We start from the raw sequence: 25,544 nt of genomic DNA, 5'->3' as shown, positions 1-25,544 counted from the left end.
AGACTGCGTGGCCCGCCTGGCGGCCGGGCCCGATTGCCTGTTGCGCTAGACCGCCACCACCGGATGGCGCAGCGTGCCGATGCCTTCCACGCACGCCACCACCACGTCGCCCGGCCACAGCCATTCCTGCGGCTTGCGGCCCGCCCCCACGCCTTCCGGCGTGCCGGTGGCGATGATGTCGCCCGGCTCCAGCGTGATGCCGGCGCTGATGTCCGAAATCAGGAACGGCACCTTGAACAGCATGTGCCGCGTGTTGGAGCCCTGCTTCTTTTCGCCGTTGACCGTCAGCCACAAGTCCAGCACCTGCGGATCCGGGATCTCGTCGGCGGTGACGATGCAAGGGCCGAACGGCGCGTAGGTGTCCTGGCCCTTCGAATAGATCCACTGGCCGGCGCGGCGGCAGTCGCGCGCGCTCATGTCCAGCATGACGCTATAGCCGAACACGTAAGACAACGCGTCGGCCTCGGCCACGCGCGAAGCGCGCCGGCCCATGATGACGGCCAGCTCCACTTCCCAGTCCAGCTGCTGCGTGATCTTGGCGTTGTGTTCGATGGCGTCGCCCGGGCCGATGACCGTGGTGGGCGGCTTGGAGAAGATCACCGGCTGCTTGGGCAGGTCGGCGGACGTGTCCAGCGTGCGGCTGGATTCCGCCACGTGCTCCACGTAGTTCAGGCCGATGCCGAAGATGTTCTTGCGCGGACGCGGGATCGGCGCCAGCAGCTTCACGTTTTCCTGCGGCAGCGCCGTGCCCACCGGCCAATTGCCGCGGTACGACTCCATCAGGCGGCTGGCCTGCGCGACCGCCACGGGGCCCAGGTCGATGAACGCCAGCATGTCGTCGGGCAGGTCCACACCGCCGGCGCGGCCCAGCAGGGCCAGGTCCACCACATAGCCCTCGGCCAGCGCGCCAAGGCGTGCGGCGGCGGTGGGATGAGCGCGAAAAGTCACCAAGCGCATAGGAACTCCATAGATTCAGGACGAGTTGAGGCAGGCGCGCGGGACGGCGCCCGCGCGGCGGATGAAAATTCGAAAGGGGTCGGGCGACGCTAGATCAGCACTTGATGGCCGTCGTTTTCCTTGAGCGCTTCTTCGCGGTAGAGCGCCAGCGACCGCATCACCGGCAGGTCGTGGAAGCAGAACAGGCAGGCGTCGTCGTTGGAGGACAGGTTGGCGTGTTCGTGGATGGCCCAGGACGGCACGCAGAAGATGTCGCGTTCGGTCCAGTCATGGCGTTTGCCGTCGATGATGGAAAAGCCGCTGCCCTTGGCCACTTGATAGAGGAAGCTGCCCGTGTGCCGGTGCGCCTTGGTGTGTTCGCCCGGACGCAGCAGCTGCATGCTGGCGCCGATGGTGGGCATGACGGGGCCGCCGGTCGCGGGGTTCACGTATTCCAGCAGGATGCCGTCGTACGGGCTGCCGGCAGTGGTGCGCGCATAGCGGCGCAGCGCCTCGTAGGTGGGTTCCCATTCATACTTGAACAGCGGCGAATAAGGCTTCGTCCAGCCGGATACCTGCGGCCGCAGCGCCGCATGACCCCAGGCCGCGCTGGTGTCGTCCACCGGGTAGGTCACCGCCTGGTTCAAATCGGGATGCACGGCGTAGAAACCGGCTTCCAGCGCGTTGACCAGCGGAATGTCCAGGCCGTCCTGCCAGATACAGGTGGTGCCGTCTTCTGCCACGCCATGCTCGTGCCAGGTGCCGTTGGGCGTCAGCACGAAATCGTTGGCGCCCAGTGTCATCTTGTGGCCGTCGACCACGGTGTACGCCCCCCGCCCTTCCATGATGAAGCGCAGCGCCGAATGCGAATGCTTGTGTGCCGAGGCCAGTTCCCCGGGCTGCATCACCTGCAGGCCCGAATACAGCCAGCCCACGGCGGCCGCCACGTCGCGCCGGCCGGGATTGTTCAAGTAGATGACGCGACGGCCCGCTTCTTCGGGCGACACCAGCTCGGCCGAGCGGAGCACATGGCCGCGCAATTCCTGGTAGCGCCACACCACCGGCACCGAGGCCGACCGCGGCGCCCAGGGCTCGATCTTGTTCGCCACCGTCCACAGCGCGCCCGTCTCCAGGCTCGCAAGCTCCTGGTAGTAGGCGATGCGCTCCGGCGAGTCGGCCACATTGGCGCGGCCTGCGGTGTCTTCGCGGTAGGCGTCGTACCGGTTCGATTCCATCCCTTGCCCTCTTTTTATAAAAATCAGAAGATTTTCGAAAATAATAGAGGCGAGGCCGGAATCGGGCAATCTCCACGCGCTAGGGGTTTTCCCGCCGGGTGAAATTTTGTTGGTGCGGCGTCAAAAAATACTGTACAAAAACACAGTGCGACGTGATACATTTCGCTCGCCCGTAAAACCGTCGTCCAGGAGAATCCTGTGTCCGAAGCCGCTCATCTTGTTCAGTACATCGTCGTTCCCTACCGCGCCGCCGCCAACGGTGTCGCGCCAGGTGAAATCCGTCCGGCCAGCAGCGAATTCGGAGCCATCCGGATCGCCAATTCCATGGCCTCAAAATTCGCGGGGGTCGCGGCCTATGAAGTGTGGATCGACAAGGAAACCGGCGACATGGAATCGCCGCGCATCCTGACGCAGATCGGCACGGTGCCGTCGCTGGACGATTGATGCCTCCCGCCCGTTCAGGGATGGACGGGCACCGTCACCACGTTGTTGCGGCCGGCCGCCTTGGCGCCGTACAGCGCCTTGTCCGCCTGCAGCAGGAACCGGTCGATAGGCACGGGACCGCTGTCGGGCCCCGCATGCGCCAGCCCGAAGCTGGACGTCACGCGCAGCGCGATGCCGTGGTCCAGCCGCATCGGCGTGCTTTCGATGCTGGCGCGCACGCGCTCCGCGATCCGCTGCACATCCTGCACCGGCAGCCCTAGCAACAGGATGGCGAACTCTTCGCCCCCCAGCCGCCCGAACAGGTCGCCGTCGCGCAATAGCGCCCTGACCCGTGCGCCGAATTCTTCCAGCACCTGGTCGCCCGCCTGATGGCCATGCTCGTCGTTGACGCGCTTGAAGTGGTCCAGGTCCATCATCAACACCGAGGCCTGGACGCCCGCGGCCCGCGCGGCAAGCGCTTGTTCCGCCCGCTGATGGAATGCCCGCTTGCTCAAGGCGCCTGTCAACGCATCGACGTTCGCCGCCCGGTCCAGGCGCCGCAGCATGTCGTTGCGCGACGCGTTCAGGCTGGCCACGACAAGCGGCGCGATCGCCAGCAGCGTGATGCCTAAGCGCAATGACACCGCCGCGCTCATGAAGTCGCTCAAATGCGGCAACGGCACCCAGCCCGACGACACCGCCGTCATCTTCCACACGCAGAGCGACATGGTGATCAGCGCGGTGCCGAACACGTCGTAGGTCAGCGCGCACCAGATCAGGGCCGGCACCGGAAACGCCAGCGCGCCCGGACCGCCGATCACGACCGCGGCGAATACGCTGGCCACCACCGACAGGATCGGCAAGCCATGCAGGACGGCCTGCCGCAGGCTTCGGCCGCGCCAGCCGGACTTGCGACGCAGGCCGGGTCCGGACAGCGGCAACGACATCATCACCGGCAGCACGATCATGTTGTTCGCCAATTCCGTCGTGAACCAATAGGCGGCGCCGGACGCGAGGTCGCGTCCGAACATCACCGGCGCGACGCCGGCGCCCGCCACCATCGACGCCGCCGCCGCGACGATGCACACCAGGAAGAGGTGGAACATGGCCCGGGGCTGGCGCAAGTCCAGCCCGGCGCCGTCGACGTGGCGCGCCAGATAGCAGCCGGCCGCCACGCCCGCCAGGTTGGCGGCGGTCAGCCATAAGGTCAGAAGGACGGCGCCGCCGGTCGCGAAGTCGGCCACCAGATAGCCCAGCGCCGCGGCGATCCAGCCATAGGGCGACGCCAGGCGCGGAAACCGCAGGAACAAGCCCAGCAGCACGGCATTGGCGGGCCAGAACGCCGCCAGGAACCCCAGCGGCCGCGTCAGGATGCCGAACAGGCTTGCGGCCAGCACCACGCAGAACACGACCGCAGCCGCCCCTGCCGCCGACACCACGGAAGACCGGGCCTGCAAACCGCCGAACACCGCTTTGGGATCGCCCCTCATGTGTCTGGTTTCCCGCCTGCACTCAAGACTCTGGACGGCCGGGCATCCGCCGCCGCGCCTGCCGTGATTCTTATATCGTGCGCCGGCGCGGCGTGTCCATCAAGTAATACGCGCGGGGGGTGCCAAAAAGGGATGGATGGAACGGGGATGGTCGCAGATTTGCGGCATACCATGCCAATTCCCGCCAACGGCGCCGCCCACGCGTTCGTAAAAGACCTTGTCGACCACGTTGTTTGCGTAAAGCGTCACGGTCCAGCTGGGGTCGAACCGGTATTGCGCCATCAGGCCGACCGCGGCGTAGCCGGGCTGCGTGAATTTGTACGGGCTGGCCGTGCCGTTCGGCGCGTAGATCGATCCCGCGAACTGAACCGCAAATCCATCCGCGGACGCCTCCGGTATATTGGCGCAGCTTTCCATTGATGCGACTTCCCACCCGACCCGGACGGCCCTTCCGATGTTCACATTCTTCGCCCGCCTTGCCCGATTCATTCCTGCCGCATTGACGCTGGCGGCATTGGCCAGCCCCGTGGCCCACGCCGCGCAGCGCATTGTCTATGCCGGCACGCTGGATGGCGCCGGCGAGGTCGTGATGGAACTGGATGCCCAAGCGGCCGACAACGGCGTGCTGACCGGCCGCTACTTCCATCCGAAGGCCGGCGTCGACATTCCCCTGCACGGCACGGAACAGGCATTGGCCGAGCCGCCGCCGAACTGGAAATCGTCACGCGGCCAGGCTACCGCGGGCGCGCGGTCCGAAGCGCCGCCCGCCGCAGCCACCTGGCAAGGCACGCGCGATGCCCAAGGCTTTCGCGGCAACTGGACCGATGCGCGCAGCGGCAAGCAGAGCGGCTTCACACTCCGGCGCGTCGCCGAATACGACGCCAAGCCCTCCGTGCCGGGCGTCATCCGCAACGGCGTCCTGACCTATCCGGACATCAACGCTGCAACGGCCCCCTACGACACCCTGAAAATGGCCGGACACGCCGAACCCGTCGGCGAAGAGATCCGCCACGGCGCGGTCGCCTACCGGATGTGGCGCGACCCGCGCACCCAGTTTCCCTACCCGCGCCTGAGCCGACATCCCGACGAACAGGTTGTCCAGCGCGTCAACCATCTGCTGCAACAGCGCCACTGGCGTAAAAGCCTCGGCGCGCTGCAGTGCATGGCCCAGGCCTACACCAGCGACATCCCGAACAGCGGCACGCTGGGCAATTACGACGAAGAAGCCATCGCCGTGCCCTGGGTGTCGCGCGCCCTGATGACGGTGACCGAACGCGGCAGCCTGGATTGCGGCGGCGCCCATCCCTTCAATCATTTCGAGCCCTACACCTACGACCTGCTGCGCGGCGAACCCCTGGACTGGAACCGCGTCTTCGACGCCTATGTCTCCGGCCAGGACGGGCGCCTTCAGGCAAGCCCGACCCTGCTGGCAATCGTCTCCGCCACGCAGCGCACGTTGGCCGCCGCCGAAGCCGAGGGCCACACCGAAGACTCGTCCAAGGACGGTTGCTACACCCTGTGGCCCGACTACCTTGCCCTGGGCGCCGAGGCCCCCGGCGCGCTCAGCCTGTCGGTGTCCGGCGTGGGCCATGCGTCGGGCGTCTGCCTCGGCACGCTTGCCCGGGTGCCGTTCGCGGACCTGGCGCCGCATGTGAAGCCGGGCGGGCAGGCGTACCTGACGACGGATTAAGCGGCATTTGCTCCGGCGGGCCGATGGCCGTAAGCCCGCCGGAGCTCGGCCGCAACGATAAAAACAACGAATCAGGATATTCACCGCATGAACGAAGACATCCAGGCCGAATTCCAGCCGCTGCCCACGAACCTGCTGGAACCCATGCAAACGCGGCGCGCCGAGGCGGACGAAGCCATCGACGTCGCGCACATGGGCCGATGGCTGCAGGCGTTCGTCGAAGAAAAGGCGCATGAGTACCAATAGGAACGCCCGACCTTCCCCACGCCAGCCCCCGGCGCGGGGCGCGTCAGCACACCCCGGGGGCCGCCGAAGCGGCGCGCCGTTGCCGCGGGCGGCGGCGTTCGTGTTCTTGTGTGGACTGGCGGCCTTGTTTTGGCGGGTGCCTGTCGCCGTGGGGCTGGGCTACCTGGCGCTGAGCGCGCTGACGTTTGCCGTCTACGCCATCGACAAGGCGGCCGCCCGCGCCAACCGGCAGCGGACCCCTGAAAGGACGTTGCATGTGCTTGCTGTGCTCGGGGGCTGGCCCGGCGCGTTGATCGCGCAGGAATGGCTCAGGCACAAGTCGGTGAAGCCGGCCTTCCGTGCGGTGTTCTGGATCACGGTGGCGGTCAACGTCGCGGTTTTTGTGTTTCTGGCTTCACCCTACGGCAGGTCGCTGCTGGCGCCGTATGTTGCGGCGCTCGCTTGAGCCATCGGCTCGGGAGATCTCCCTCGGCTGTCACGATGGCTACATCAGACTGAGGTAGGGTCTACCCTTCTGGTCCCTTGCACGGCAGGCAGCAACAATTCCGCCTCAATCAACTGCCGGCCAAATTCCATGGATACGTCCTACATCGACACGGATAGCCAGGGCGATCCGCATGCGTGGCTGGTCTCTTTCCGCGAACAGATGCTGCGGTTCGCGCATCTGCAGCTTGGACAGGCCGAGGCCGCTCAGGATGCCGTGCAGGAAGCCCTGGCAGCGGCATTGGACAAGCGCGGAGCCCTGGATGATTCCGCTGCTTTCAAGCAATGGATATTCGGCATACTCAAACACAAGATCGTCGATCAGATTCGCGGTCGCGCTCGTCTGGTCGGATTCGGGACGGGCAATGACGAGGACGAAGCCGTCATCATGGACACGTTCTTCCAGAGCGATGGCGAGTGGCGCGCGGAGACCCGGCCCACGGGTTGGGAGGCCCCCGAAGAATCCATGCATAGCAAGCAGTTTTGGCGGATATTCATGGAATGCCTTGAGCGCCTGCCAGCGGCCAATGCCCGGATATTCATGATGCGCGAGTATCTGGGTTTTGAGAGCGCCGAAATATGCGAGCGCATGGGCCTGACCTCTGGCGCGCTTCACGCGGCCATGCATCGCGCACGGCTACGGTTGCGAAGCTGCCTGGACATGAATTGGTTCAAGGCGCAGCGAGACGAATCATGCTGACCTGCCACGAAGTCACTCAACTGGCGTCGCGCGCGTGCGACATGCCGCTGCGGCTCAAGCAGAGACTCCGCATTTCACTTCATCTTCCCTTCTGCAAAGGGTGCCGGCATTTCAAGCGCCAGATTGGCATGTTGAGCCGCTGGACGAAGAATTTCCCCAACGCCGTCTCCCCTCTTCCCACCGATATCGGCAGCAGCGAGAAAAGCTGACCAAGCCCGCCCTCCGACGGTTTCATTTTGTTTCATTTATTCCCGTAAGTAAATGACGGGTTGCTCCGAGTAACGGCACAAGCGCATGCGATTCGGCTTCAACGCTGCGCCGTGCTGAAACCGCTCGCCTGAAGGCTCCAGCGGCTGACGCTCGCGCTGCATTCCTCCTTGCACACGCTTGTTTTCCTACGCGGTCCCACCTCGGCTCCGCGGGTGGCAGTTGCGCTTCCTGAAATTTGCGGCACGACAAATAGCGAGGGCACCTTGCCAACTTCCGGAATGACGGTACGAGTGCCGTCCTCACGATATTTCCCCGTGGTCGTGGCCGTTCTTTCGCCCGTGCTGTTATGTGTGTCCATCACGTGGTTTCACGCACGCACCCAAGAGCGTTTGAATGCCGAGGCTGCCGCACGCCTGGTACGACTCCAGACCGAGAGAATTCTCAACCAGGCCACGGACATCCTGACTCGGGTCGTCGCATTGAGTTCCAAGCCTTGCGACGAGGCGCTTCCCCACCTGCAGCTCTGGGCGATGCTGGATCCGTATGTCCGTTCGCTCCTGCTGGTCAAACAGGATCGAATCTATTGTTCATCCGCGCCAGGCGCTGCGCAGGACCAGCGCGACAAACTTTCCAGATGGCCCATCGAGGTGCCGCCCGCCCGGTGGTATTTCACCGTGCCAGGCACGCCCCCTGTCCCTGAAAGCCCAGCCATCCTGCTTGGCATGCCGGGCAATGACGGCGGCGCCGGCGTCGTCTCGATCGACGGCCGGTACGTACAGAATCTTCTGAATTCCGTGGCCTCGCTGGGCGACTACCGGCTTGAACTGGCGTTGGGCAACGGCTCGCCCATCCGCAGCGATTCCTGGCACTCCGCCGATGAGCAGGGCGGGCCCATCCTCGATGACGTCAGCCAGATCTCCGACAGGGCGACGCTGCAGATTCGGGTCGGCGTTCCGGCCGACTGGCTGGTCGACAGGTGGCAACGGCTCATGTGGGTGTATCTCCCCGCAGCCATGCTGTGCGGCACCCTGTTGGGCGCGACCGCGCTCAAGCTTGAAGTCAACCGCCATTCCTTCAAGGAACAACTGCGGCGTGCCATGCGGGCGGGAGAATTCCATGTGGAGTACCAACCGGTGTGCAGCATCGCTACTGGCCGTTGCGGAGGCGTCGAAGCGTTGATGCGCTGGAACCGGCCGGGCGTAGGGTTAGTGAGGCCGGACATTTTCATCGCCGCAGCCGAAGCCGACGGCATGATCATTCTGCTCACGCAACACCTGTTCAAGCTTATTGCGCGAGACACGCAGAATTGGGACACGCCGCCCTCTTTCCACATCGCCGTCAACATTGCCACCGACCATCTGTGCAACCCCGTACTGGTTCCCGATATCCTGGCATTCCGATCCGCCGTCCGGCAATCGCACCTCGTGCTTGAGATCACTGAACGCAGCCTCATCTCGGAATCCGGCCAGGCCCGCAAGAATATCGACGCGCTACGCGCGCAGGGCGTGTTCATTGCGATCGATGATTTCGGCACCGGGCACTCTTCGTTGTCCTATCTTCAACAATTTCCAGTGGACTACTTGAAGATCGACAAAGGCTTTGTCCAGGCGATCTTGCCTTCTGGCCAAGATGCGCCCGTGCTGGACATGATCATCAGCCTGTCGCACCACCTGGGCTTGGCCGTTGTCGCCGAGGGCGTCGAAACGACTGCGCAACTCGACTACCTGACTCGGCGCGGCGTGGCGTTCATTCAGGGATACCTGTTCGCCCACCCAATGGGGTCGCCCAAGTTCATTGCATGGTATGTCGACAACGCCGGGGAAGATCCTGCCCGGTGATTGGCAATAACAACATGCATGCCCGAATCTGCTCCTGACGTCTCCGCATGCAAACACCGGATAGGATGAAGAACCCGTCAATCACAATCAAAGCCAGGCTTGCGACCGGATTCGCGCTGGTATCCGTTCTATTGGCAGTCGCAGGCACCTTCGGCTATGCCGGGCTCTCGACGCTCGCCACGCGTATTCACAATACCTAGCCGATCCGATTGGTCAGCCCGGCGGACCGCACGCCGTCGAGTTCGATTTCGCCGTGGCCGGGATCCTGGTCGGCGACCTGGCGCAACAGCAGCGATGTTCCCGACCCCGAGGGGCCGGTGATGGCGGCAAGCATAAGCTGACAGTGACCCTATGCGCTTTGCCACCCTGCATATGGGCGCCGCCTGCATGGCGCTTAAGATGCCTCGCACCCAAAAACCATTTGCTAGAGTGTCCGTATTGCAAATGAAAATCATACCTAAACAGATGCTTAATTCATGCAATACCGGTGATGGAAATTCTTTGTTCTTGCAGTGGACCGACGGGCCGGCGAGCCGGTCGCGTCCCGTTCCGCCTGATTAACCGGCCCTGTTCCGAGTGTGCCCTTCCCCGGGCATCGTCCGTGCAACTTCCGCAAAAGGCGTAACCACCATGAACCGTGAAATCTATGACTTTGTCGCGATCGGCTTAGGCCCCTTCAATCTCAGCCTGGCGTGCCTGTCGGCGCCGCTGCCCGGCGTGCGCGCGCTGTTCCTGGACAAGAAGCCTGGCTTCGATTGGCATCCGGGCATGCTGATCGAGGCATCCACCCTGCAAAACCCGTTTCTGGCGGACCTGGTCAGCCTGGCCGATCCGCGCAGCGAATACAGCTACCTGAACTACTGCAAGCAGACCGGCCGCATCTATTCGTACTACATGCGCGAGAACCACTACCTGACGCGCGCCGAGTACAACCGCTATTGCAAATGGGTAGCGGCCCGCCTGCCGAATCTGCGCTTCAACAGCGATGTGCAAAGCGTGCTGCACGATCCGGAAACCGACACCTACCTGGTGACGGGCCAGCACACGGTCAATGGCGAACGCTTCATGGTTCGCTGCCGCAAGCTGGTGCTGGGGCTGGGCTCGCACCCCGTGCTGCCGGCCTGCTGCGACCGGCGCGAGGCGCCGTACATCCATAGCGCCGACTACCTGCGCCACAAACCCGAGTTGCAGCGGCGCGCGTCGATCACCGTGATCGGCAGTGGCCAGAGCGCGGCCGAGGTGTTTCATGACCTGCTGCGCGACAGTGACGAACACGACTACAGCCTGGCGTGGATCACGCGGTCGCCGCGGTTCTTCCAGATGGAGAACACCAAGCTCACGCTGGAACTGATCTCTCCGGACTACACCAACTATTTCTACGATCTGCCGGAAACGCGACGCCGCGAAATCCTGGCCGAGCAGAGCAGCCTGTACAAAGGCATCAACGCATCGCTGATCAATCAGATCTACGACCTGCTGGACGAGAAGATCCACAACGGCGACAAGCGCTACACGCTCTTGACCAACGCCGAACTGCGCGCCAGCCGCCACGATCGCACCAGCGGCCGCTACCAGCTGGAATTCCGCCACGTCGATACCGGCCAGCCGTTTTCACACGCGACCGACGGGCTGGTGCTGGCCACGGGCTATGCCCGCAGCATTCCCGCGTGCATCAACCCGATCCATGACCGCATCGCCTGGGCCGAGGACGGCGGCTACCAGATCGCGCGCAACTACACGATCGACCACGGCGGCAACGAGGTCTTCGTGCAGAACAGCGGCCTGCTCAGCCATGGTGTGACCAACCCCGACCTGGGATTCTGCTGCTACCGCAATTCGCAGATCCTGCGCGAGCTGACGGGCCACGAGCATTACGCGATTGAACCGCGCACCGCCTTGCAGGAATTCCGGCCGCCCGCCAATGGCGTGCTGGGCCACCGTGCGCCACAAGCCGCGCCCGTCTGCCGCGGCAGCGCCCCCCCCGAACTGATGCCCATGCTGGACGGGCATCGCGCCGCCACCGTCTGACCCCGGAGCCGCCATGATCACCATGACATCCGCCTTTCTTGGCGAAATCGACCGCCAGGCGCGCAACCACTACGACGAAGGCCTGGGCCTGACGCTGCGTCCGCTGGACCCGGCCAAGGACGCCGCTCTGCTGCGCCAATGGTTCTCGATGGACTACGCCCGCTTCTGGTCGATGCAGGAGTTTTCCGAAGCGCAGGTGCGCGAATTCTATGAAGCGCTGCAAGGCAGCGGCCACGCCGGCGCCTGGCTGGGCAGCCATGACGGCCGCCCGGCATTCCTGGTGGAGTGCTATGACCCGACGCACGACCAGGTCGGCGAGCATTACCCGGTACGCGACGGCGACCTGGGCATGCATATCTTCATCGGCCCGCCGCAAGTACGCATTCCCCAATTCAGCCACAACGTGCTGGCCTTTGTGATGCGCTTCATGTTCGAGCGCCTGCATGCCCGCCGCGTGGTGGTCGAACCCGACCGCGACAACAGCAAGATCCATGCGCTGAACTTGGCCATGGGTTTTGTCTACGCCGGCCAGGCGCGTTTTCGCGAGAAGACCGCCAGCATCGCCTTCTGCACCCGGCAACAGTTTGAACAGGCCCAACTCCAGGAGTCCACCGTATGAGCACCCTGCCCCACCCCGCCCAGATCGCCAGCCACCTTGCACCCGAGGTCTGGGAAAAGGCGAACCGCCTGCTGGTGAAGAAGGCCATTTCGGAATATGCCCACGAATGGCTGCTGGAACCCGAGCGGCTGGGTCCGTCCGATGCGCCCGGCTTTGACCGGTACCGCCTTTTGCTGGCCGACGGCCATGCCGAATACCAGTTCGATGCCCAATTGATGGCGATGCGCCACTGGCGAATTCCGGCCGAATCGATCAGCAAGACCATGGCCGGCACGCCGGCGCCGCTGGACGCGTTGCAGTTCGTCATCGAGATCCGCGACAAGCTGGGCATGCCCGAAGACCGCCTGCCGATCTACCTGGACGAAATTACCAGCACCCTGCACGGCAGCGCCTACAAGCACACCCGCGCCGCGCTGCCGGCGGCCGAGCTGGCGCTGGCCGACTACCAGACCATCGAAACGTCGATGATCGAGGGCCACCCCAGCTTCGTAGCCAACAACGGCCGGCTGGGCTTTGACGCCGAGGACTACCACGTCTATGCGCCCGAATGCGCCAGCCCGATCCGCGTGATGTGGCTGGCGGTGCACAAGGACAACGCGCACTTCGCGTGCCTGTCGACCATGGACTACGACAGCCTGGTGCAGGACGAGCTGGGCGCGGCCACCGTGGCCCGCTACACCCAGGCGCTGCGCGACCAAGGGCTGGACCCGGCCGACTACTTCTTCATGCCGTCGCACCCGTGGCAGTGGTTCAACAAGCTGTCACTGGCGTTCGCGCCCTATGTGGCCACGCGCAAGATCGTGTGCCTGGGTTATGGCGACGACGAATACCTGGCGCAGCAGTCCATCCGCACGTTCTTCAACATCAGCCAGCCGGGCAGGCACTATGTGAAGACGTCGCTGTCGATCCTGAACATGGGCTTCATGCGCGGACTGTCGCCGTATTACATGTCGGGCACGCCGGCCATCAACGAATACCTGCACGGCCTGATCTCGTCCGACCCGTGGCTGCGCGAGAACGGCTTCACCATCCTGCGCGAAGCGGCGTCGCTGGGGTTCCGCAATTACTACTACGAAGCGGCCATTTCGGTGGACACGCCGTACAAGAAGATGTTTTCGGCGCTGTGGCGCGAGAACCCCGTGGGACTGATCGGGCCGCAGCAGCGCCTGATGACCATGGCGGCGCTGCTGCACGTGGACCCTGACGGCGGCGCGCTGCTGCCGGCGCTGATCCGCGCCTCCGGACTGGACGCGGCCGCATGGCTGGAACGCTACGTGGACGCCTACCTGACGCCGCTGGTGCACTGCTTCTATGCGCACGACCTGGTGTTCATGCCGCACGGCGAAAACGTGATTCTGGTGCTCGAAGGCCACGTGCCGGTGCGCGCCTTCATGAAGGACATCGCCGAGGAATCGTCGATTCTGAACCCGAACGCCGCGCTGCCCGAGAACGCCCGCCGCCTGGCCGCCGACGTGCCCGAGGAATTCAAGCTGCTGACCATCTTCGTGGATGTGTTCGAAGGCTATTTCCGCCACCTGTCGCAGGTGCTGGCCGACAGCGGCGTGATGCAGGAAGACGCGTTCTGGAAACTGGTGGCCGGCCGCGTTATCGCCTACCAGGAAGCGCACCCCGAGTTGCTGGAGAAGTATCGCCAGTACGATCTGTTCGCGCCCGAGATGATCCATTCGTGCCTGAACCGCCTGCAGTTGGCCAACAACCTGCAGATGGTCAATCTGGCCGACCCCATCGGCAGCTTCCAGATGGCGCCCAACCTGGCCAACCCCATCGCCCCCTATCGGCCCCTGTGGCTGGGCCAGCGCGTGGCCGACACCGCGCGGGCGCTTGCGTGAACCGCGACCTGGACGATCTGCTGGACCTGACCGACCGCCTGGTGCCCGGGCTGTCGGGCCAGGTCGCGCCGGCGGCGGCCCCGGGCATCCGCCCGGGCGCCGACAACGGCGCGCTGATCGCGCAACTGCGCGACTGCTGGCAGCGCCGCTACCCCGAAGCCGGGCCGCACTACCTGGCGCTGCGCTGCTGGGGGTTGCTGATCTGGCAGCCGGTGTACCTGAGCGTGTTCGCCGCGCACCGCAGCCCGATCGTGCCCGACCTGTCCAGCATGAATCAGCCGGTGCCGCCCGACGGCTTTGTCATCGGCTATACGCTGGACCGCCATGAACCCCTGCGCGGCCACCTGCGCGAACGCATGCAAGCCGCCGCCGCGCAGCTGCGCAGTATCTGCGCCACCTTCTATCGCGAGCTGACCCAGGTGCTGCGGGTCAGTCCGCGCGCCGCCGAGAGCATGCAGGCCGATTGCGTTCTTTACGCCCTGCTTGCCGCGCGCCAGGGCAACTGCGCCGCCGCCAATGCCTGGGCCCAGGAACAGGCCGGCCAATGGCTGAGCCTCTTGGACATCGACGGACGCAGCGGCTACCTGACCTACGAGCGCGCATCGCTGCCGGTCATTGCCGTTGACCGGCAGGTCTGCTGCCACTACTTCCGCAGGCGCGACGGCGACTATTGCAGCACCTGCCCCAAATTGGATCTTGCCGAACGCATCGCCCGGATCGACGCCGAGAGCGCCGTGCCCGCCTGACAGGCGGCCCGGGCTTTGCGCGACGGCACAAGGAGTCGGATATGACGGACATTGGCCGCCTGGAGCATGTGCAACAGGCATTGAGCCCGCTGCACGTTCGGGCCTATTTCGACGAAGCCCTGTTCGCCCGCGAACAGGAAATGATATTCAAGCAATCGGCCCTGTATGTGGGCCACGAGAAAGGCGTGCCCGAGCCGGGCGACTGGCGCCGCCTGCCCAATGAAGAAGGCGGCCGTGTGCTGGTGCGCAATGCGCACGGCGTGGAACTCGTGTCCAACGTGTGCCGGCACCGCCAGGCGCTGATTCTGGGCGGCGAGACGGGCGCGGTAACCGGCCCGGCCAACCCGGCGGGCAACCTGTCGGCCACCGGCGGCAACATCGTCTGCCCGCTGCACCGCTGGACCTACGACAACCAGGGGCAAATCCTGGGCGCGCCGCAGTTTCCCAGTACGCCGTGCCTGAATCTGCCGCGCTTTCCGCTGAAGAACTGCCACGGCCTGCTGTTCGAAGGTCCCCGCGATCCGCAGCGCGATCTAGGTAATCTGTTCACCCGTCCCGAGTTCGATTTTTCGGACTACGTGCTGGATCACGTCGAGGTGCACCAGTGCAACTACAACTGGAAGACCTTCATCGAGGTTTACCTGGAGGACTACCACGTGGGCCCGTTCCACCCCGGCCTGGGGCGCTTCGTGACCTGCGACGATCTGAGCTGGGAATTCGGCCAGCAGTACAGCCTGCAACGCGTGGGCGTGCACGACGCGCTGGAAAAGCCGGGGTCGGACGTCTATGCTGACTGGCACGACACGCTGATGCGCTACCGCGGCGGCTCGGCGCCCGATTTCGGCGCGATCTGGGTCACGTACTTTCCTACCCACATGATCGAGCTGTACCCGCACGTGCTGGTGCTGTCGACGCTCTACCCCAAGAGCCCGCAGGAAACCATCAACATCGCAGAGTTCTACTACCCGGAAGATATCGCGCTGTTCGAGCGCGAGTTCGTGGAGGCCCAGCGCGCGGCCTATATGGAAACCGCCATCGAAGACGACGAGATCGGCGAACGCATGGATGCCGGCCGGCTGGCGCTGCTACGTCGGGGGGTGTCGGAAAGCGGGCCGTACCAGTCGCCGATGGAAGACGGCATGCAGCACTTTCACGAGTGGTATCGCGACATCATGGGGGATCAGTTGGGCGACTGCGCGGCGCCTTGAACCCGGGCCGGAAGGCAAGCCGGCGCCTGCTGAAAGGGCGCCGGAACGACGCGGGAATTTTCCTTAGACAATGCGAATATATGCTATTCTCATTCTCACATTTGGTGGTGATTTCCGCGCCGCCAAGGGATCATCCCGTAACGCGAGTGACGATCTTGAACCCATCTGCCTCCCCCGCCCAATTCACCGTCGCAGACTTCAACCGCATGGGCAACCAGAGCGGTTTCCGCTACCGGCTGCCGCAGCTGGAGCGCGTGGCGTGCGGCGACCCTGATCATCTTTGCATTGCCGAGGGCCGCGTCGAAAAGTGCGCCATCCGCCCGGGCCTGACCCTAGTGTTGTCCGACGTGCGGGTCCATCAGCACTACGAAGCGACATCGATGATGTCGCCGCGCTTCTCGGCCATCGTCATGCTGCAAGGCCATGCCCGCACCCGCATCGACCGCCACGACGAAGTGCGCCTGGCCGCGCATAGCGGCGTCAGCGCGCTGTATGGCGATACCGTCGCCATGACCGGCATCCACGAACCCGGACAGCGCCTGCGCAGCGTCAACTTGTCATTGTCGGACCCTGACAGCGCAGGCGACGACCGGACCAGCGAGATGATCAGAAAGGCGCTGCGCTCGCCCGCCCTGCGGCTGCGCCGCTGGCAGGTGCCGGGCCACTTGCTGCAAGCCATCGAACACCTGCTGGACTGCCCCTGGGACGAGCCGCTGCAGAACATGTTGCGCGAAGGCGTGGCGACCCAGCTGCTGGCCCACGCGCTGGCCTCGCTGGGATCCGGCGCGCCCACGGAAAGCGCCGTGTCCGAACGCGACCGCCTGCTGCTGGAACGGGTGCGCGAACGCCTGCACAACGCGCCGGGCGAAGACCACACGCTGGACGACCTGGCGCGGCTGGCCTGCATGAGCCCCAGCACGCTGCGCGCCAAGTTCCAGGCCACCTACCAGCGGTCGGTGTTTAGCTGCCTGCGCGAGCGCCGGCTGGAAGTGGCGCGCGAACAATTGGCCCGGGGCTGCAGCGTGCAGCAGGCAGCGCATTTCGCCGGCTACCGCCACGCCACCAACTTCGCCACGGCGTTCCGCGAACGGTACGGCATCTCGCCCAGCGAGCTGAACTGAACGTCCGGCGCTGCCCATTGCTCTTGCGGCGTTCCCCATTCATACCCGTGCGCCGGGCAGGCGACCATGCGGCAGAGCCTCCCATCCCGGGAAGCGCCCGCCATGGATGCTGTCGTGCCGCGCCCCGAATCCCCGCCGTCTTTTCCCGTCATGGTGCTGATGCTGGGCCTGTTGGCCTGCGTTGCGCCCGCCACCATCGACGCTTACCTGCCCGCCTTCGGGGCGCTGGGCCGGGAATTCGCCGTGTCCCAGGAAACCGTGCAGTTGACGCTGGGCGTCTATATGGCCTGCTACGCGTCGATGCTGCTGCTGCACGGAACCTTGTCGGATTCCCTGGGCCGGCGACGCATCGTGCTGACGGCGCTGGGCGTGTATATCTGCGGCGCGCTGATGGCCGCGCTGGCACCCAGCTTCGGCTGGCTGCTGGCCGGGCGCGCCGTGCAGGGGCTGTCGGCCGGCGCAGGCATCGTGGTGGGCCAGGCCATCATCCGCGACTGTTACGACGGGGTGCCGGCGCGCCGGGCGATGTCGTACCTGATCCTGGTGTTCAACCTGTCGCCGGCGCTGGCGCCCATCATCGGCGGCTACCTGGCGGCGCACCAGGGCTGGCGGTCAGTGTTTCTGCTGCTGACGGCGTTGGCCGGCGCGGCCTGGCTGCTGTGCGCGCGGCGCCTGCCCGAAACGCTGCCGCCCGCGCAGCGCCAGCCCCTGGCCTGGCGCACGCTGGGCGCCAACTACGCCCGCGTGCTGGGAGAGCGGCGCTATATGTCGCTGGGCGTGGCGTTCAGCCTGTTGTTCGCGGCCCAGGGCTTTCTGATCGGCGCGGCGCCCGATTTCATCGCCAACGTGCTGGGCCTGCCGGAAACGGATTTCGCCTATCTGTTCGTGCCGCTGGTGGCGGGCGCCATGGCCGGCGCGCTGTTCGCGGCGCGCAAGGCCGGCAAATGGCCCGATTCACGCATCACGCTGCTGGCTTACCTGCTGATGGGCGCCAGTTGCCTGGCCAACGTGGTGTATGTGGCCGCCGTAGACACGCCGCGCCTGCCCTGGGCGGTGCTGCTGCCCGGCGTATTCACCTGCGGGTTGGCGATGTCGGTGCCGGCGATGACGCTGCGCATCCTGGCGCGGGTGCCCGATCTGTCGGGCACGGCGGCGTCGGTGCTGGGATTTTTGCAGATGCTGACCTTTTCGGTGGTCAGCGGCTGGTGCGTGCCGCTGGTCTATGGTCAGCCGCTGCGGCTGGCGGTGGCGATGCTGGCCTGCGTGGCGGCCAGCGCGGCGGGCTGGGCCTGGCTGCATCGTTGCGACCTGGCACTGACCAAAGCGCAGGCGGGATAGGCCGGCGGCGTTTGCCATATGCATCGTATCGTCCGGCATACATAGCGGCAGCGGTAAAAATCAATAATTCTCATTACCAAATATTGCCACTGGAGCTCGCCCTCATGCCGTCCGTTCTGCCCTCGCCCGCCGCCCGTTTGCGCCGGGTGCGCCCTCTTGTCTATGCGATTCAAACGGCCTTGTTCTGCTCCGCCTTGACCCACCAAACCGCCAGCGCGCAAAGTGCGGCATCGACGGGCGAGAACGCTTCGACCGATGTCGCCCAGTTGCCCGTCGTGACCGTCCGGGGAGCCGGCATCCCCGGCACTACCGAAGGCACCCATTCCTACACCACCGACGCCATGGACACCGCCACCGGCCTGGCGCTGTCGCCGCGTGAAACGCCGCAGTCCGTCAGCGTGGTGACGCGCCAGCAGATCGAAGACCAGGGCTTGCAGGACACCGGCGCGATCCTGGCCAGCGCGCCCGGCATCTCGGTCACGCGCAGCGACAGCAATCGGCTGTCGTTCTCGTCGCGCGGCTTTTCGATCGACAATTTCCAGTTCGACGGTTTGAACTCCCCGATCCTGAGCCAGTGGAACTACGGCGCGACCGACATGGACGCGGCCATCTACGACCGGGTCGAGATTGTGCGCGGCGCCACCGGCCTGATGACGGGTTCGGGCAACCCGTCGGCCGCGGTGAACTTCATCCGCAAGAAGCCGCTTCGCGAATTCGCCCTGTCAGGCAGCGCCAGCGCGGGCAGTTGGGACAACATCCGCGGCGACCTGGACCTGTCGCTGCCCATTACCGAAAACGGCCGCATCCGCTCGCGTTTCGTGGCCGCCTACAGCCAGGGCGACAGCTACGTGAGCTTCCTGGATTCGCGCAAGCGCACATTCTACGGCGTGGTCAGCGCCGACCTGACGCCCGACACCGTGCTGACGGCCGGCGTGGAATACCAGCGCAATCTGAGCAACGGCTTCGGCAGCGGCTTTCCGCTGTTCTACAGCGACGGTTCGCGCACCGATTTCAACCGCTCGGCGTCCAACAACACGCCGTGGGCCCGCATCGATACCGAAACCACCACCACCTTCGTGGACCTGACGCACCGCTTCGCCAACGACTGGAAGGTGCGCGCCGCCTACAGCCACAACGATGCCGACTACCGCATGAAGCAGTTGTACCGCGGCGGCTACCCCAACCGAGTGACCGGCGCCGGCATGACCAGTTCGTTCAACAACTACGACGGCGACCGCTCGCGCGACGACATTCACCTGACGGTGTCGGGCCCGTTCCAGCTGCTGGGCCGCAAGCACGAGCTGGCGCTGGGCTGGATGAGCGTGAACGACCACAGCAATATCGGCCAATACCTGATGACGGGCGCCAAGCCGGCCATCGGCAGCTACTTCGACTGGCGCCAGGACCATATCGCCGAGCCGACCTGGTCCAGCACCAAGACGGCGGCCGACGACATGCGGGTCAAGCAGACCGGCGCCTACGCGGTGGGTCGTTTTTCGCTGGCCGACCCGCTGCACCTGATCGTGGGCGGGCGCTGGAGCAACTGGGAAACCAAGCAGACCTACTTCGGCAGCAAGCGCGAATACAAGATCAACGACCAGTTCACGCCCTATGCCGGCCTGATCTACGACATCAACAGCACCTACACGGCGTACGCCAGCTATACCGAGATATTCCAGCCGCAGAACGCGCGCACGCCCAGCGGTTCGATCTTGCCGCCCATCGACGGCAAGAGCTATGAAGTCGGCCTGAAGGCCGCCTACCTGGACGGCCTGTTGAACGCCGCGGTGTCGCTGTACCAGACCCGCCAGAACAACCTGGCCCAGGCCATTCCGGGCGAATCGGTGATCGGCATGCCGGGCACGCAGGCGTACCGCGCCGTCAGCGGGGCCAAGGTCGAAGGCTTCGAGCTGGAAACCAACGGCCAGCTCGCGGCCGGCTGGAACATCGGCGCCAGCTACACCCACTTCACCGCCAAGGCCGCCGACGGCAAGCCGATCAACACCAGCCATCCGCGCAGCCTGTTCAAGCTGTACACCACCTACCGGTTGCCGGGCGACCTGCACCGCCTGACGGTGGGCGGCGGCATCGACTGGCAAAGCCGCATGTTCCAGTCCGCGGCCAGCCCACGCGGCAATGTGGACGTGGAGCAAGGCAGCTACGCGCTGGTCAACCTGATGACGCGCTTCGATTTTTCCAAGCAGGTGTCGGCCACGCTGAACCTGAACAACGTCTTCGACAAGAAGTACTACGACCAGATCGGCTTCTTCAGCCAGGGCTGGTACGGGGCGCCCCGCAACGTCATGCTGACGGTGCGCGCGCAGTATTGATGCATGTACACGCCAAGGGGCAAAGCGGCACGATGCGTTTGAATCTGGTGAATACGGCGCCGTGGTGCCGGGGCGCCGCGGCTATTGCCGCGGCGTTGGTGCTGGGACTGGCGGGATGCGATCGGGCGCCGTCCGCGCCGGCTTCCTCTTCAGGCGCATCCTCGGGCACCGCGTCCGAAGCGGCTTCCAACGCCCCTGCGCCGAACGCGGGATCGGTTTCGTCCGCGGCCTCCGCGACCGGCTTTCCCGTCACGATCGACAGCGCCCTGGGCCAGTCCGTGATTGCCGCGCCGCCGCGCCGCGTGGTCACGCTGGGGCTAGGCGCCGACGACCTGGCGCTGGCGCTGGGCGTGGTGCCCGTGGGCACCAGCCGGGCCGACTGGGGCGGCGATGCCGACCATTATTGGCCCTGGGTGCGCGCGGCCATCCAGGCCCAGGGGCAGCCCCTGCCCGAACGCATCACGGTCTATCCCGAACTGGATGTCGAAAAGATCATCGCGCTGCGGCCCGACGTGGTGCTGGCGCCGTTCTCGGGCGTCAACCGCGAGGCCTACGCGCAGCTGTCGCGGCTGGTGCCTGTGGTGGCCTACCCCGACCAGCCCTTCCTGACGCCGGTGGACAAGCAGATCGACCTGATCGCCGCCGCGCTGGGCAAGCGCGCCGAAGCGGATGCACTCAAGGCCCGCATTCACGACGCCTTGGCACAGGCGGCCCGCCAGTATCCCGAGCTGGCCGGCAAGACCTTTGCCTACGTGCGAGCCGACCTGGGCTCGGGCAATTTCGCCGCCTATGTGGCCGGCGACCCCCGCGTGGACACGCTGAGCGCGATGGGGATGACCCTGGCGCCGTCCGTGCGCGGCCTGCGGGCCAGCGCGGGCCACTTTGCGCATTACCTGGGCTTCGAGCATGCCGACGCGCTGGACGACGCCGATATCCTGGTGTCGTGGTTCTACACCCCCGAAGAGCGCGACCGCACCGCCGCCCTGCCGCTATATGCCTCGATTCCCGCGGTGCGCCGCGGCGCCTATGTGGCGTTGAGCAATCCGGCGCTGGTCATGGCATCGTCGTCCGGCACGCCGCTGGCGGTGGCCTGGATGCTGGACCGGCTGGCGCCCCAGTTGGCGCAGGCGGCGCAGCGGGCGCAGACTGGCGGGGCCGGCCAATGACGCGGGTTCCGCGGCCCATTTCCGTTGCGGCGCCGCGGCCTGCGCTGCCCGCCTCGCTGGGCAGCACGCCGCCTTCCGTGCCGCCGGAGACGCCACCACGCGCCACGCGCCTGCGCGCGCCGGTATTGCTCGCCGTCTGTATGGGGCTGGCCGCCGCCGCGTTGGCCAGCTTGTGGCTGGGGTCGCGCGGGCTGTCGGCCGGCGCCGTGTGGCAGGCCCTGGTGCGGCCCGACGACAGCCATGCCGCGCTGGTGGTGGCCTCGCGCATTCCACGCACCTTGCTGGCCTTGCTGACCGGCGCGGCGCTCGCCGTGGCCGGCGCGCTGATCCAGGCGCTGACCCGCAATCCGCTGGCCGAGCCGGGCCTGTTGGGGGTGAACGCGGGCGCGGCGGCCTCCATCGTGACGGTGGCGTTGATGGCAGGCGGCCTGCCTGCCCATCCTTTCTGGGCCGCTCTGCCCGGCGCGCTGGCCGCCGCGGCGGCGGTCTACCTGATCGGTGCTGGCGCCCGCGGCCTGCAACCGGTGCGGCTGATCCTGGCCGGCGCTGCGGTCAACGCCGTGCTGTTCGCCTACGTGCAGGCCGTGGCGCTGCTGCGCAGCGATATCTTCGATGCCTACCGCTTCTGGGCCGTGGGGTCCCTGGCCGGCCAAAGCCTGGACGCCGCGCTACGCGCCGCGCCCTATATCGGCGTCGGCCTGCTGCTGGCGGCGGCCTTGGCCCGGCCGCTCAATCTGCTGGCCCTGGGCCAGGCGCTGGCGCAGGCGTTGGGCTTGCGCGCCGGACTGTATCGCTTGCTGGGACTGCTGTGCGTGGCCATCTTGGCCGCCGCGGCCACGGCCGCGGCCGGCCCGATTGCGTTCGTCGGCCTGGCCGTGCCGCACATTGCGCGCCGCTACGCCGGCCCGGACATGCGCTGGCTGCTGGCCTATTGCGTGGTGCTGGGCCCGCTGCTGATGCTGGTGGCGGACATTCTGGCGCGGCTGCTGCGGGCCCCGGCCGAGCTGTTGACGGGCGTGGTGGCGGCCTTCATCGGTGCGCCGTTCCTGCTGGCGGCGCTGCGCAGCCGTGGCCGGAGTCTTGCATGACACAGCCGGCGCATTCGTCCGTGCATCCCTCCCAGCCGATGCTGCGCGCGGGCCGCTGGCTAGCCTGGCCGCTGGCGCCGCGCGCGCAGGCCTATGGCGCAATCCTGTTCGTGATGGCTGCCGCCCTGCTTGCCGCCACGTTGCGCACGGGCGACCCGACCCTGCCCTGGCACACGCTGTGGCAAACCCTTTGGGGCGGCGGCAGCGCTGTGGATCAGTGGCTGGTGCATACCGTGCGCTTGCCGCGCGCCTTGTCGGCACTAGGCGCCGGGACCGCACTAGGCCTGTCGGGCGCGCTGTTCCAAAGCATCACCCGCAATCCGCTGGGCAGCCCCGACGTCATCGGCCTGACCGCCGGCGCGTCCGCGGGCGCGGTGGCGGTCGCCATGGTCTGGCCCGACCTGATGCCGGTGGCTTGGGGCGCTGCCACAGGCGCCCTGCTGGCTACCGCCGGCGTCTGGTTCGGGTCCGGTGCTGGCTTTGCCGCGCCGCATCGCATGGTCATTGCCGGCATCGCGGTGGGCGCCATCGCCTTTGCGTTCGTGCAATTCGGGCTGTCCAACCTTCGGCGCGAACAGGCCTATCTGGCGGCCATGTGGCTGAACGGCAACCTGGCCGGCAAGACCTGGAGCGACGTGGCATTAATCAGCCTGGCCTGCGCCCTGCTGCTGCCGCTGGGCCTGGCCCTCTGCGCCCGGCTGCGCCTGTTGGAAATGGGCGATGACCTGGCCCAGGCGTTGGGTGCATCGCCTGCGCGCAGCCGTCTTGCTGCGACGCTGGTGGCCGTGCTGGCCGCCGCGGCGGCCGTGACGGTGGCCGGCCCCATCGCTTTCATCGCCCTGGCCGCACCGCAGATCACGCGCCGCTGTGTACGCGCCAGCGGCCCGCAGCCGCTGCTGGCCGCCCTGACAGGCGCGGTGCTGCTGGCCGCGGCCGACCTCCTGACCCGCGCCGCCGGCCCCAGCGGCCTGCCCGTGGGCGTCCTGACCGCCGGCATCGGCGGAATCTACCTGGCTTTCCTGCTGGTGCTTGAATGGCGCAAGGCTTCAACGTGAACGATGCTTCCCCCGGCCCATCCGCGCTGCAACTACAAGATGTGGACCTGTCGTATGGCGATACCGCCGTGCTGCAAGGGCTGTCGCTGGCCGTCCAACCGGGTGCCTTCACGGCGGTGGTGGGACCCAATGGCTGCGGCAAGTCGACCTTGTTGCGGGTACTGGGCGGCGCGCTGGCGCCCACCCGGGGCCAGGCCTGGCTGGACGGTGCCAACCTGGCGACGCTGCGCCGCAAGGTGGTGGCTCGGCGCCTGGCCTATCTGCCGCAAAACCCGGTAGCCCCCGAAATGATCAGCGTGCGCGACCTGGTGGCGCGCGGTCGCTACCCGCATCAAACGCTGCTGCGGCAATGGTCACCTGCGGATGCCGCGGCGGTCGATGCCGCGCTGGCCGACACCGACCTGGCGGACCTGGCCGAACAACCCGTGCACACCCTGTCGGGCGGCCAGCGCCAACGGGCCTGGCTGGCGTTGGTATTGGCGCAGGACGCCGGCATCATGCTGCTGGACGAACCCACGACCTTCCTGGATATCCGCCACCAGATCGACCTGCTGGAATTGTGTGCGCGCCTGCACCGGGCCGGCCGCACGCTGGTGGTGGTGCTGCACGACCTGAACCTGGCGTTCCGCTATGCCGATCGCGTGGTGATGATGCGGTCCGGCCGCATCGCCGCGCAGGGCGAGGTGCGCCAAGTGGTGACCGAAGCCGCGATGCAACAGGTGTTTGATCTGGATTGCCGAGTGCTGCCCGATCCGGAAACCGGCAGCCCGATGATCGTGCCCAGGCGCAGCGGCCGGGGCTGAACGCAGCCGGGGAACGAGGACGGGGCGGCGCCCCGCCCTACCGCATGTGCGCCAGATGGGCCACAAGAACGCGCAGAGGTTCTTCCGCGTCTATTCCAAGGGGATCGACGGCGAATCCAACCAGCGGGGAAAGGCGAATTGCGCATAGCGCAAGGACCGGGTGAGTACCTGGCGAAGCGAACCCCTTGGAGCGACGAACGCAGTGATACAGTCGGCGTTTCTGGGGCGCGGCGACTACCAGGGCGCCAGGCTTGCGTGAGATAGCCAGAGGGCGCAGGCGCGGCGAGCGCCGCAAGCCCGTAGGGCTCAAATCCGGCCGCAGGCCGCTGGCAAGCGATAGCGCGCAGCGCCAGCAGGCGCGGAGGGAAGCGCGTCGGAGCATTGCACGCGAATTACTGGCGAGTTTCCTTCTCGCCTCGGTCATGACGGTGACAGTCACGATGAAGAGCGGCACGACCTAGACGAGATATACGCGGACACCTGGGGAAGAAGAGGACAGAACTTGGTAGGGATGACCTAGGGTGAGTATCTGGCCTCCGAGCACTGGGCGCTCGTCAAACAGAAGGCCGCGGGGCGGTAGCCATGATGCACGACTGAAACTGCCGGTCCTGCCGTCGATTCATCGGCCGTCGCATTTCGGCGTTGGCAATGCCGGCGAACGACTCGAATCTGCTTCAAAGTTGACTCGGATCAACATTGCCGACCCGGTGCGCCCCGGCAGTCGATACGATGCTTCGAATGAATTTTTTTGTTACAGGCATAAATTCATACGACATCCGAATAGATCATTTCCGCAGAACTTGGTCGCAGCACTACCGGCCCGGCGACTCTGGCGGCGTCCCATGCAAACAAGTTGTTGCTCGATGCCCCCCAAACAAGGGGCATTCGCGAATTTCATGGCAGTTTCATCGATCGGCGCTTTTCTGAGCAACCAGCGCGCC

General features: G+C 66.0%; 24 protein-coding genes. 19 read left to right on the top strand and 5 right to left on the bottom strand.

Translation table 11 applies throughout. The features are described 5' to 3' along the window. Positions 1-45 precede the first annotated feature (45 nt). Positions 46-957 (bottom strand): fumarylacetoacetate hydrolase family protein, encoded by a 912-nt coding sequence (locus A9973_RS26305; protein WP_006227233.1) that lies wholly within the window; start codon positions 955-957, stop codon positions 46-48. Between the two features lie 89 nt (positions 958-1,046). Beyond that, complete coding sequence (locus A9973_RS26300; RefSeq protein WP_183016559.1) at positions 1,047-2,171, bottom strand: cupin domain-containing protein; 1,125 nt, start codon at positions 2,169-2,171, stop codon at positions 1,047-1,049. A gap of 198 nt (positions 2,172-2,369) precedes the next feature. Between A9973_RS26300 and A9973_RS26295 the strand changes: the two genes are divergently transcribed. After that, positions 2,370-2,615: a hypothetical protein gene (locus A9973_RS26295; protein WP_006217094.1), complete on the top strand. Its 246-nt coding sequence runs from the start codon at positions 2,370-2,372 to the stop codon at positions 2,613-2,615. Between the two features lie 14 nt (positions 2,616-2,629). Here the strand turns inward: A9973_RS26295 and A9973_RS26290 are convergent, their stop codons facing one another. Then, positions 2,630-4,084 (bottom strand): GGDEF domain-containing protein, encoded by a 1,455-nt coding sequence (locus A9973_RS26290; protein WP_183016558.1) that lies wholly within the window; start codon positions 4,082-4,084, stop codon positions 2,630-2,632. 99 nt (positions 4,085-4,183) lie between these two features. Then, the gene (locus tag A9973_RS26285; protein WP_183016557.1) at positions 4,184-4,501 is read right to left on the bottom strand and encodes a TonB-dependent receptor; all 318 of its coding nucleotides are present in this window, start codon (positions 4,499-4,501) and stop codon (positions 4,184-4,186) included. Between the two features lie 37 nt (positions 4,502-4,538). Between A9973_RS26285 and A9973_RS26280 the strand changes: the two genes are divergently transcribed. From A9973_RS26280 to A9973_RS26255, 6 genes are all read left to right on the top strand, one after another. Continuing rightward, positions 4,539-5,774 carry a hypothetical protein gene (locus tag A9973_RS26280; protein ID WP_183016556.1) on the top strand — a complete coding sequence of 412 codons (1,236 nt, stop codon included), beginning with the start codon at positions 4,539-4,541 and terminating at the stop codon, positions 5,772-5,774. 87 nt (positions 5,775-5,861) lie between these two features. Further along, the gene (locus tag A9973_RS26275; protein ID WP_183016555.1) at positions 5,862-6,020 is read left to right on the top strand and encodes a hypothetical protein; all 159 of its coding nucleotides are present in this window, start codon (positions 5,862-5,864) and stop codon (positions 6,018-6,020) included. 124 nt (positions 6,021-6,144) lie between these two features. After that, positions 6,145-6,465: a DUF1294 domain-containing protein gene (locus tag A9973_RS26270; RefSeq protein WP_255469300.1), complete on the top strand. Its 321-nt coding sequence runs from the start codon at positions 6,145-6,147 to the stop codon at positions 6,463-6,465. 129 nt (positions 6,466-6,594) lie between these two features. Then, positions 6,595-7,203 carry a sigma-70 family RNA polymerase sigma factor gene (locus A9973_RS26265; RefSeq protein WP_183016553.1) on the top strand — a complete coding sequence of 203 codons (609 nt, stop codon included), beginning with the start codon at positions 6,595-6,597 and terminating at the stop codon, positions 7,201-7,203. Further along, positions 7,197-7,412, top strand: a complete 216-nt coding sequence (locus tag A9973_RS26260; RefSeq protein ID WP_183016552.1) for a zf-HC2 domain-containing protein — start codon at positions 7,197-7,199, stop codon at positions 7,410-7,412. Before A9973_RS26265 ends, A9973_RS26260 begins: the two co-directional genes overlap by 7 nt. Before the next feature lie 315 nt (positions 7,413-7,727). Next, positions 7,728-9,251: an EAL domain-containing protein gene (locus A9973_RS26255; protein ID WP_370539537.1), complete on the top strand. Its 1,524-nt coding sequence runs from the start codon at positions 7,728-7,730 to the stop codon at positions 9,249-9,251. 196 nt (positions 9,252-9,447) lie between these two features. On the opposite strand, the gene A9973_RS26250 is transcribed toward A9973_RS26255, so the two are convergent. Continuing rightward, the gene (locus A9973_RS26250) at positions 9,448-9,585 is read right to left on the bottom strand and encodes a hypothetical protein (protein ID WP_255469298.1); all 138 of its coding nucleotides are present in this window, start codon (positions 9,583-9,585) and stop codon (positions 9,448-9,450) included. A 296-nt stretch (positions 9,586-9,881) separates the two neighbouring features. Between A9973_RS26250 and A9973_RS26245 the strand changes: the two genes are divergently transcribed. From A9973_RS26245 to A9973_RS26190, 12 genes are all read left to right on the top strand, one after another. Further along, positions 9,882-11,279, top strand: a complete 1,398-nt coding sequence (locus A9973_RS26245) for a lysine N(6)-hydroxylase/L-ornithine N(5)-oxygenase family protein (protein ID WP_183016551.1) — start codon at positions 9,882-9,884, stop codon at positions 11,277-11,279. A 13-nt stretch (positions 11,280-11,292) separates the two neighbouring features. Then, entirely contained in the window at positions 11,293-11,898 is a 606-nt protein-coding gene (locus A9973_RS26240) for a GNAT family N-acetyltransferase (protein WP_183016550.1), read from the top strand. Continuing rightward, entirely contained in the window at positions 11,895-13,748 is a 1,854-nt protein-coding gene (locus A9973_RS26235) for an IucA/IucC family siderophore biosynthesis protein (RefSeq protein WP_183016549.1), read from the top strand. Before A9973_RS26240 ends, A9973_RS26235 begins: the two co-directional genes overlap by 4 nt. Beyond that, entirely contained in the window at positions 13,745-14,494 is a 750-nt protein-coding gene (locus A9973_RS26230; protein WP_370539536.1) for a siderophore ferric iron reductase, read from the top strand. Before A9973_RS26235 ends, A9973_RS26230 begins: the two co-directional genes overlap by 4 nt. A gap of 41 nt (positions 14,495-14,535) precedes the next feature. Beyond that, positions 14,536-15,702 carry an aromatic ring-hydroxylating dioxygenase subunit alpha gene (locus A9973_RS26225; protein ID WP_183016547.1) on the top strand — a complete coding sequence of 389 codons (1,167 nt, stop codon included), beginning with the start codon at positions 14,536-14,538 and terminating at the stop codon, positions 15,700-15,702. A gap of 206 nt (positions 15,703-15,908) precedes the next feature. After that, positions 15,909-16,823, top strand: coding sequence for a helix-turn-helix transcriptional regulator (locus tag A9973_RS26220; RefSeq protein WP_183016696.1), 915 nt, complete (start codon positions 15,909-15,911; stop codon positions 16,821-16,823). 114 nt (positions 16,824-16,937) lie between these two features. Next, positions 16,938-18,161, top strand: coding sequence for a multidrug effflux MFS transporter (locus A9973_RS26215; protein ID WP_370539541.1), 1,224 nt, complete (start codon positions 16,938-16,940; stop codon positions 18,159-18,161). A gap of 116 nt (positions 18,162-18,277) precedes the next feature. Continuing rightward, positions 18,278-20,491 carry a TonB-dependent siderophore receptor gene (locus A9973_RS26210; RefSeq protein WP_370539540.1) on the top strand — a complete coding sequence of 738 codons (2,214 nt, stop codon included), beginning with the start codon at positions 18,278-18,280 and terminating at the stop codon, positions 20,489-20,491. Next, positions 20,491-21,657: an iron-siderophore ABC transporter substrate-binding protein gene (locus tag A9973_RS26205; protein ID WP_255469297.1), complete on the top strand. Its 1,167-nt coding sequence runs from the start codon at positions 20,491-20,493 to the stop codon at positions 21,655-21,657. Before A9973_RS26210 ends, A9973_RS26205 begins: the two co-directional genes overlap by 1 nt. Further along, the gene (locus A9973_RS26200; RefSeq protein WP_255469296.1) at positions 21,654-22,745 is read left to right on the top strand and encodes an iron ABC transporter permease; all 1,092 of its coding nucleotides are present in this window, start codon (positions 21,654-21,656) and stop codon (positions 22,743-22,745) included. The genes A9973_RS26205 and A9973_RS26200 overlap by 4 nt, the downstream gene beginning before the upstream one ends. Continuing rightward, positions 22,742-23,800, top strand: a complete 1,059-nt coding sequence (locus tag A9973_RS26195; protein WP_183016544.1) for an iron chelate uptake ABC transporter family permease subunit — start codon at positions 22,742-22,744, stop codon at positions 23,798-23,800. Before A9973_RS26200 ends, A9973_RS26195 begins: the two co-directional genes overlap by 4 nt. Next, positions 23,797-24,603: an ABC transporter ATP-binding protein gene (locus A9973_RS26190; protein ID WP_370539535.1), complete on the top strand. Its 807-nt coding sequence runs from the start codon at positions 23,797-23,799 to the stop codon at positions 24,601-24,603. The genes A9973_RS26195 and A9973_RS26190 overlap by 4 nt, the downstream gene beginning before the upstream one ends. The last annotated feature ends 941 nt before the right edge of the window (positions 24,604-25,544 follow it).

Origin of the sequence: Achromobacter sp. UMC46 (assembly GCF_014170335.1) — a bacterium.
Classification (GTDB): Bacteria; Pseudomonadota; Gammaproteobacteria; order Burkholderiales; family Burkholderiaceae_B; genus Achromobacter.
This window is presented reverse-complemented; position numbering and strand designations above follow the sequence as displayed.

Bases quoted from the DNA above. Each gene is read 5' to 3' on its own strand.
- A9973_RS26205 (WP_255469297.1), top strand. From the start codon at position 20,491: ATGCATGTACACGCCAAGGGGCAAAGCGGCACGATGCGTTTGAATCTG.
- A9973_RS26235 (WP_183016549.1), top strand. From the start codon at position 11,895: ATGAGCACCCTGCCCCACCCCGCCCAGATCGCCAGCCACCTTGCACCC.
- A9973_RS26280 (WP_183016556.1), top strand. From the start codon at position 4,539: ATGTTCACATTCTTCGCCCGCCTTGCCCGATTCATTCCTGCCGCATTG.
- A9973_RS26220 (WP_183016696.1), top strand. From the start codon at position 15,909: ATGGGCAACCAGAGCGGTTTCCGCTACCGGCTGCCGCAGCTGGAGCGC.
- A9973_RS26240 (WP_183016550.1), top strand. From the start codon at position 11,293: ATGATCACCATGACATCCGCCTTTCTTGGCGAAATCGACCGCCAGGCG.
- A9973_RS26285 (WP_183016557.1), bottom strand. From the start codon at position 4,501: ATGGAAAGCTGCGCCAATATACCGGAGGCGTCCGCGGATGGATTTGCG.
- A9973_RS26195 (WP_183016544.1), top strand. From the start codon at position 22,742: ATGACACAGCCGGCGCATTCGTCCGTGCATCCCTCCCAGCCGATGCTG.
- A9973_RS26305 (WP_006227233.1), bottom strand. From the start codon at position 957: ATGCGCTTGGTGACTTTTCGCGCTCATCCCACCGCCGCCGCACGCCTT.
- A9973_RS26245 (WP_183016551.1), top strand. From the start codon at position 9,882: ATGAACCGTGAAATCTATGACTTTGTCGCGATCGGCTTAGGCCCCTTC.
- A9973_RS26225 (WP_183016547.1), top strand. From the start codon at position 14,536: ATGACGGACATTGGCCGCCTGGAGCATGTGCAACAGGCATTGAGCCCG.
- A9973_RS26290 (WP_183016558.1), bottom strand. From the start codon at position 4,084: ATGAGGGGCGATCCCAAAGCGGTGTTCGGCGGTTTGCAGGCCCGGTCT.
- A9973_RS26275 (WP_183016555.1), top strand. From the start codon at position 5,862: ATGAACGAAGACATCCAGGCCGAATTCCAGCCGCTGCCCACGAACCTG.
- A9973_RS26300 (WP_183016559.1), bottom strand. From the start codon at position 2,171: ATGGAATCGAACCGGTACGACGCCTACCGCGAAGACACCGCAGGCCGC.
- A9973_RS26250 (WP_255469298.1), bottom strand. From the start codon at position 9,585: ATGCTTGCCGCCATCACCGGCCCCTCGGGGTCGGGAACATCGCTGCTG.
- A9973_RS26265 (WP_183016553.1), top strand. From the start codon at position 6,595: ATGGATACGTCCTACATCGACACGGATAGCCAGGGCGATCCGCATGCG.
- A9973_RS26200 (WP_255469296.1), top strand. From the start codon at position 21,654: ATGACGCGGGTTCCGCGGCCCATTTCCGTTGCGGCGCCGCGGCCTGCG.
- A9973_RS26260 (WP_183016552.1), top strand. From the start codon at position 7,197: ATGCTGACCTGCCACGAAGTCACTCAACTGGCGTCGCGCGCGTGCGAC.